The following is a 6,892-nucleotide window of genomic DNA, read 5'->3' as shown; positions in this document are numbered from 1 at the left end:
GTAGGTACCGAGAACCTCAAGAAAGAAAGGATTGGGGACCAACTTCGCTTGGGGGGGCACCGCGCAAGGAGGCCCGGGCGGGGAGGGTGCGACCCCCCCCGGAACGCCGCTCCTTTTTGCCAAGCCCATACACCCCGTGGGTTGGGCCTTTACCGAGGTCAAGCCGCTCCACCCGGGCACGCCGTCCAGTCCTTCGATCACTTTCGGCCAACATCACCGGACCCCCCTGACATGTACGCGTCGCCAGTGTCAGTCTTCCTTCGCTCATCGCACGACCGCACGACCACCCCGGCCGGCCCCCCTGCCGTCCGGGCACCCCCACTGCACACAAGGAGCTCGTGTGACTCCCCTCTACGCGCGTCGCCGGCGCACCGCCCTGGCCGTCGCCACCACCGTCGCCGCCGGAGCCCTGCTCACCACCGGACTGACCGCCGGCACCGCGGCCGCCGGCCCCGCCCCCGCGAAGGAGCCCGCCCGGGCCGGTGTCCCGCTGCTGCTGTCCGACACCGCCCGCGCCTCCCTCATCCGGGAGCAGCAGGCGTCGGCGGCCGGGACCGCCGACGAGATAGGCCTCGGCGCCAAGGAGAAGCTGGTCGTCAAGGACGTCGTGAAGGACGCCGACGGCGCGGTCCACACCCGCTACGAGCGCACCTACGACGGCCTGCCCGTGCTCGGCGGCGACCTGGTCGTGCACGAGTCGGCCGCCGGCGCCACCACGGGCGTGACCAAGGCGGTCGAGGCGGCCGTCGAGGTGCCCACCGTGACGCCGAAGGTCACCGCGGGCAGGGCCGAGCAGCAGGCGCTCGCCGCCGCGGAGGAGGCCGGCTCGGAGCGGACCGAGGCGGACTCGGCGCCCCGCAAGGTGGTCTGGGCGGCCGGCGGCGAACCGGTCCTGGCCTACGAGACGGTCGTCGGCGGGCTCCAGGAGGACGGCACCCCGAACGAGCTGCACGTGATCACCGACGCCGCCACCGGCGAGAAGCTCCACGAGTGGCAGGGCGTCCACACCGGGACCGGCAAGGGCCTGTACTCGGGCACGGTCACCCTGGGCACCTACAAGTCCGGCTCGACGTACCAGCTGTACGACCCCACCCGCGGCGGCCACCGGACCTACAACCTGGCGCGCGGCACCTCCGGCACCGGCACCCTGTTCACCGACGCGGACGACGTGTGGGGCACCGGCACCGCCTCCAGCTCCTCCAGCGACCAGACCGCGGCCGTGGACGCCGCCTACGGCGCCCAGGTCACCTGGGACTTCTACAAGAACACCTTCGGCCGCAACGGCATCAGGAACGACGGCAGGGCCGCCTACTCCCGGGTCCACTACGGCAACAACTACGTCAACGCCTTCTGGTCCGACAGCTGCTTCTGCATGACCTACGGCGACGGCTCCGGCAACGTCAACCCGCTCACCTCGCTGGACGTCGCCGCGCACGAGATGAGCCACGGGCTCACCTCCAACACCGCGGGCCTGGTCTACAGCGGCGAGTCCGGCGGCCTCAACGAGGCGACCAGCGACATCCTCGGTGCGGGCGCGGAGTTCTACGCCAACAACCCCTCCGACCCCGGTGACTACCTCATCGGCGAGAAGATCGACATCAACGGCGACGGCACCCCGCTGCGCCACATGGACAGGCCCAGCAAGGACGGCGCCTCGAAGGACTACTGGTCCTCCGGCCTCGGCTCGGTCGACGTGCACTACTCCTCGGGCCCCGCGAACCACTTCTTCTACCTGCTGGCCGAGGGCAGCGGCACCAAGACCGTCAACGGCGTCACCTACAACTCGCCGACGTACAACGGCTCCGCCGTCACCGGCATCGGCCGCGCCAAGGCGCTGCAGATCTGGTACAAGGCACTGACCACGTACTTCACCTCGACGACCAACTACAAGGCGGCCCGCACGGGCACCCTGAACGCGGCGTCGGCCCTGTACGGCTCCGGCAGCACCGAGTACAAGGCGGTCGCCGCGGCCTGGACCGCGGTCAACGTCGGCTGAGCGGACGCCGGCGACACGGGCGGCACCCCGGAGGAAACTGTTCCTGGTGCCGCCCTACCCTTGGGTCCCATGTCTTCGGCGGACTTCACCTACGACCACGTCGGCGCGACCCGTGAACCGGGCTTCTGTCCACCGGGCTTCCACCCGATGCACGTGCGCACCCGCCTCGGTGAGGGCGAGGAGGTCTTCCGCCGGGCGGCGGAGGCGGTCCTCACCTGGGAGCTGCACCGGGAACTGGGGGTCGGGGTCGACGCCGGCGCGGACCGCGCCGCGCCCGGGGTCGACGTCACCATCACCCTCGCCGGGGTCGTCAAGGCGCCCTGCCGGGTGGTCTGGACGGTGGAGGAGGCCCGGAGGGCCGGCTGGGCGTACGGCACGCTGGCCGGGCACCCCGAGTGCGGCGAGGAGTCCTTCGTCGTGGACCGCACGGGCGACGGGACGGTGTGGCTGACCGTCGAGGCGTTCAGCAAGCCGGCCCGCTGGTACGCGCGGGCGGGCGGCCCGGCGACCCGGGGGCTGCAGCACGCCTACGCCCGCCGCTGCGGAACGGTCCTGCGCCGCCTGGCCACCAGGGGCCTCGAGGAGTACTGAGGCCCCGCCCCGGCGGGGCGGGGCCCGGCGGGGCGTCTCACCGCATCAGCAGCCCCGCCGCCTCCACCAGGTCCTGCGACGGTACCGCCACCAGGCCCAGTTCCGCGCCGGACGCCAGCAGCCGGTGAGCGGGCAGGATGCGGACCGTGTAGCCGAAGGGGCCCGTGCGGTCGAGCGAGAGCGGACCCTCGTACACCCAGCGGCCCTCCGGGTCGGGGGCGCCCGCCGGTTTCAGCGGCACGGCGGTCGCGTCGGTGATGCGGTCCTCCTCGTCCACCCGCCCGGAGACCACCTGCACCTCGACGTCGTCCGGGCCGAGGGCGCCGAGGTCCACGCGGACCCGCAGCGCGAGGGTGGTGCCGAGTTCCGCGGTGGCCCTCGTCGCGGACGTCTCCACGTGGTCCACGCTCACCCCGTGCCAGGCGCCGCGCACCCGGGTCTTCCATTCCGCCAGCTCGCGCGCCGTGTCCGGGTCCATCGCGCGGTGCGCGCGGGCGGCGGGCGCGTACAGGCGCTCCACGTACTCGCGGACCATGCGGCCGGCCAGCACCTTCGGGCCGAGCAGGCTCAGCGTCCGGCGCACCATCTCGATCCAGCGGTCCGGCAGCCCGTCCTGCCCGCGCTCGTAGAAGCGCGGCGTCACCCGCCGCTCCAGCAGGTCGTACAGGGCGGCGGCCTCTATGGCGTCGCGCCGCTCCGGGTCGGTGCCGATGTCGTCGGCCGTGGGGATCGCCCAGCCGAAGTCGGGCTGGAACCACTCGTCCCACCAGCCGTCCCGCACGGACAGGTTGAGGCAGCCGTTGAGCGCGGCCTTCATCCCGCTGGTCCCGCACGCCTCCAGCGGCCTGAGCGGGTTGTTCAGCCAGATGTCGCAGCCGGAGTAGAGCTTCTGCGCCATCGCCATGCCGTAGTCGGGCAGGAACACGATCCGGTGCCGCACGCGCGGGTCGTCGGCGAACCGGACCAGTTCCTGGATGAGCCGCTTGCCGCCGTCGTCCGCCGGGTGCGCCTTGCCCGCGACCACGATCTGCACCGGCCGCTCGGGGTGCAGCAGCAGGTCCGTCAGCCGGTCCCGGTCGTGCAGCATCAGCGTCAGCCGCTTGTACGACGGGACCCGCCGCGCGAAGCCGATGGTCAGCACGTCCGGGTCGAGCACCCCGTCGATCCAGCCCAGCTCGGCCGTCGCGGCGCCGCGCTGGCGCCAGGAGGCGCGCAGCCGCTCGCGCACCTCCGTCACCAGCAGCTCGCGCAGGGACCGGCGCAGCTCCCAGATGTCCCGGTCGGGGATGTCCGCGACGGAGTCCCAGCGGTCCGAGTCGCCGACGCTCAGGGCTTCCTCGGCGCGCCGGTCGCCGATCTGCCGGGCGCCGAGCCGGAACACCTCGGGGGCGACCCAGGTGGGCGCGTGGACGCCGTTGGTCACGGAGGTGATGGGCACCTCGTCCGGGTCGAACCCCGGCCAGAGTCCGGCGAACATCCCGCGGCTGACGTCGCCGTGCAGCAGGGAGACGCCGTTGGCGCGCTGGGCGAGGCGCAGGCCCATCACGGCCATGTTGAACAGGCCGGGCTCGCCGCCGGGGTAGGTCTCCCTGCCGAGCCGGAGGATGCGGTCGACCTCCATGTCCGGCAGTTCGGCGTGCGGGCCGAAGTGACGGGCGACCAGCTCGCGGTCGAAGCGGTCGATGCCGGCCGGGACGGGCGTGTGGGTGGTGAACACCGTCCCCGCCCGGACCGTCTCCAGCGCCGCGTCGAAGTCCATTCCCGCGGCTCGCAGTTCGGCGATGCGCTCCAGGCCGAGGAAGCCGGCGTGGCCCTCGTTGGTGTGGAAGACCTCGGGTTCGGGGTGCCCGGTGAGCCCGCAGTACGCGCGTACCGCCCGGACCCCTCCTATGCCGAGCAGCATCTCCTGGAGCAGCCGGTGCTCGCTGCCGCCGCCGTAGAGCCGGTCGGTCACCCCGCGCGCGCCGAGGTCGTTCTCCTCGATGTCGGAGTCCAGCAGGAGCAGCGGGACCCTGCCGACCTGGGCGGTCCAGACGCGGGCGCGCAGCGAGCGGTCGCCGGGCAGGGCGAGGGCGATCCGGGCGGCGGTGCCGTCGGGCTCCCTGAGCTGCTCCAGGGGCAGCTCGTTGGGGTCGAGGACGGGGTAGTGCTCCTGCTGCCAGCCGTCCCGGGACAGGGACTGGCGGAAGTAGCCGTGCCGGTAGAGCAGGCCGACGCCGATGAGGGGGACGCCGAGGTCGCTGGCGGCCTTGAGGTGGTCGCCGGCCAGGATGCCGAGGCCGCCGGAGTACTGCGGCAGGGCGGCCGTGATGCCGAACTCCGGGGAGAAGTAGGCGACGGCGGCGGGCAGCCGGTCGGTCTGGGCCTGGTACCAGCGGTCACCGGTCATGTAGGCGTGCAGGTCGTCCGCGGCCGCCTCCAGGCGGTCCAGGAAGTCGCGGTCCCCGGCCAGCTCGGCCAGGCGCGCGGGCGACACACCGCCCAGCAGCCGTACCGGGTCGCGGCCCGAGGCGGCCCAGCGCCCGGGATCGACGGAGCGGAACAGGTCGCGGGTTCCGGCGTGCCAGGACCAGCGCAGGTTGCGGGCCAGGTCGCCGAGGGGCCGGAGGGGGTCGGGGAGGACGGGTCGGACGGTGAATCGACGGATCGCCTTCACATTCCACCTCGCGCGGTCGTGAAAGACGCGGTGTGCGTCCGGGCATCGCTGCCGACAGTACCGGCGCGGGTACGGTCCGCGGGGGAAGCCGGCGGACACGGGGTCCGCCGTACGCCTACCCAAACGATTCGCCTCATAGCGGATATGGCCGATTCCGCCCCCCGTGGGCGTCCTCGCGGCGCTGCACCCCCGCACGAGGCGCCGCCGGCCGGGCGTGCCGTCCCGTGCCGGGCGCCGCCCGCGGTCCGCGGCCCCGCGGGCGAGGGAGCGGCCGGCCGTGCCGTACCCGGCGGCGGGGCGCGGCGGGCGGTCGTGGCGGGCGCGGCCGGCGGGCGGGGCAAGAAACCGGCCTTCTCCCGCCACGGATCGGTCCCCGTTCCGTTCGCCCCGGGCGCGCCGGTCGCCTCGGTCCCCGCCGCGAGCGGTTCCGGCGGGCCCGTCCGTGCGGGGACGCCGGCGGCGGCCCCGCACGCGGCGGGCGCGGTGCCCCCGCACCTCGCCGGGCCCCCGCGGCGCCCCGGTGCAGGTGGCGAAGGGCCTGGTCAAAGGGGCTGCGAACGGGAAGGCGACCGGGTGCGGGCCCGGTCCGCCGAACCGGCTGCGCCGGGTCGGCGCACGGCGCGGCGCCCGGCGCGCGGCCCGCGGCGGGCGGGGCGCCCGAGGGCGCCGACGGGCATGGGAGCGGTCCCACACGACCCGGTCCCGCCCTGGCCGGAGGGGACCGGTCCCGCATGTCGACATACGCGTGAGTAGTTAACGAAGTGCCGGATTGCCCACCCGAATAGGGTGGGAAGGCTCCTGCGGGTACACCCCACAGGAACACCACGCAGGACCCACCTCCCCACAGTCATCCGCCCACCCACGTTGACGCGGACAGGAGCGGTCATGCCCGCCAAGCACCATTCGTCATCCCCCCCGACGCCCGGCGCCCGGACGCCTTCGGAGCGCGACGCCGGAAGCTCTCCGCCCCCCTCGGCCGGCACCGGTCCCGCGCCGGCCCCCGCGGGCCCGGAGGCGGCCTCCCCGGCCTCCCCGGCCTCCCCGCCCCCCGCGACCGCCGTGGGGCGCATCCCCGTCCTCGACGTCCGGCCCGCGGTCCTGCGGGGGCGCCGGCCGGCCAAGGCCGTCGTGGGCGAGACGTTCGAGGTCACGGCCACCGTGTTCCGCGAGGGGCACGAGGCGGTGGCCGCCGACGTCGTCCTGAGGGACCCCGAGGGACGCCGGGGGCCGTTCACGCCGATGCGGGAACTCGCGCCGGGCACGGACCGGTGGGGGGCCGAGGTCACCCCCGACGCGCCCGGGCTGTGGACGTACGCCGTGGAGGCCTGGGGCGACCCGGTCACCACCTGGCGGCACCACGCGGAGGTCAAGATCCCCGCCGGTCTGGACACGGAGGTGGTCCTGGAGGAGGGCGCCCTGCTGTACGAGCGGGCGGCGGCCGGGGTGCCCGAGCCGGACGCGCGCGGCCTCCTGCTCGCCGCCGTGGACGCCCTGCGCGACGAGAGCCGTCCGGCCGCGTCCCGGTTGGCGGCGGCGTTGACGCCGCAGGTGCGCGCGGTGCTGGCGCGGTACCCGCTGCGGGAGCTGGTGACCAGCAGCGAGCCGCTGCCGCTGCTGGTGGAGCGCGAGCGGGCGCTGTACGGCGCCTG

The 6,892-nt window shown here is 74.4% G+C and carries 4 protein-coding genes; 3 read left to right on the top strand and 1 reads right to left on the bottom strand.

The features are described 5' to 3' along the window. Positions 1–340: 340 nt before the first annotated feature. A complete protein-coding gene (locus ACZ56B_RS16390) occupies positions 341–1,996 on the top strand; it encodes a M4 family metallopeptidase (RefSeq protein WP_468790381.1) in 1,656 nt (551 codons plus the stop codon). Positions 1,997–2,065: 69 nt separating this feature from the next. Continuing rightward, positions 2,066–2,587, top strand: coding sequence for a DUF1990 family protein (locus ACZ56B_RS16385; protein ID WP_468790379.1), 522 nt, complete (start codon positions 2,066–2,068; stop codon positions 2,585–2,587). A gap of 37 nt (positions 2,588–2,624) precedes the next feature. Here ACZ56B_RS16385 and ACZ56B_RS16380 read toward each other — a convergent pair whose 3' ends face one another. Then, complete coding sequence (locus tag ACZ56B_RS16380; RefSeq protein ID WP_468790377.1) at positions 2,625–5,243, bottom strand: glycosyltransferase family 1 protein; 2,619 nt, start codon at positions 5,241–5,243, stop codon at positions 2,625–2,627. A gap of 885 nt (positions 5,244–6,128) precedes the next feature. Between ACZ56B_RS16380 and ACZ56B_RS16375 the strand changes: the two genes are divergently transcribed. Further along, on the top strand, positions 6,129–6,892 hold a 764-nt coding region (locus ACZ56B_RS16375; RefSeq protein WP_468790375.1), incomplete at its 3' end, for a maltotransferase domain-containing protein.

Source organism: Streptomyces sp. NPDC034670 (genome assembly GCF_055574875.1).
The sequence above is the reverse complement of the archived record's forward strand: the minus strand, read 5'-3'. Positions and strand labels throughout refer to the sequence as shown.

What these genes read in the sequence shown, in the direction of transcription:
- ACZ56B_RS16385 (WP_468790379.1), top strand. Translation starts at nt 2,066, where the DNA reads ATGTCTTCGGCGGACTTCACCTACGACCACGTCGGCGCGACCCGTGAA.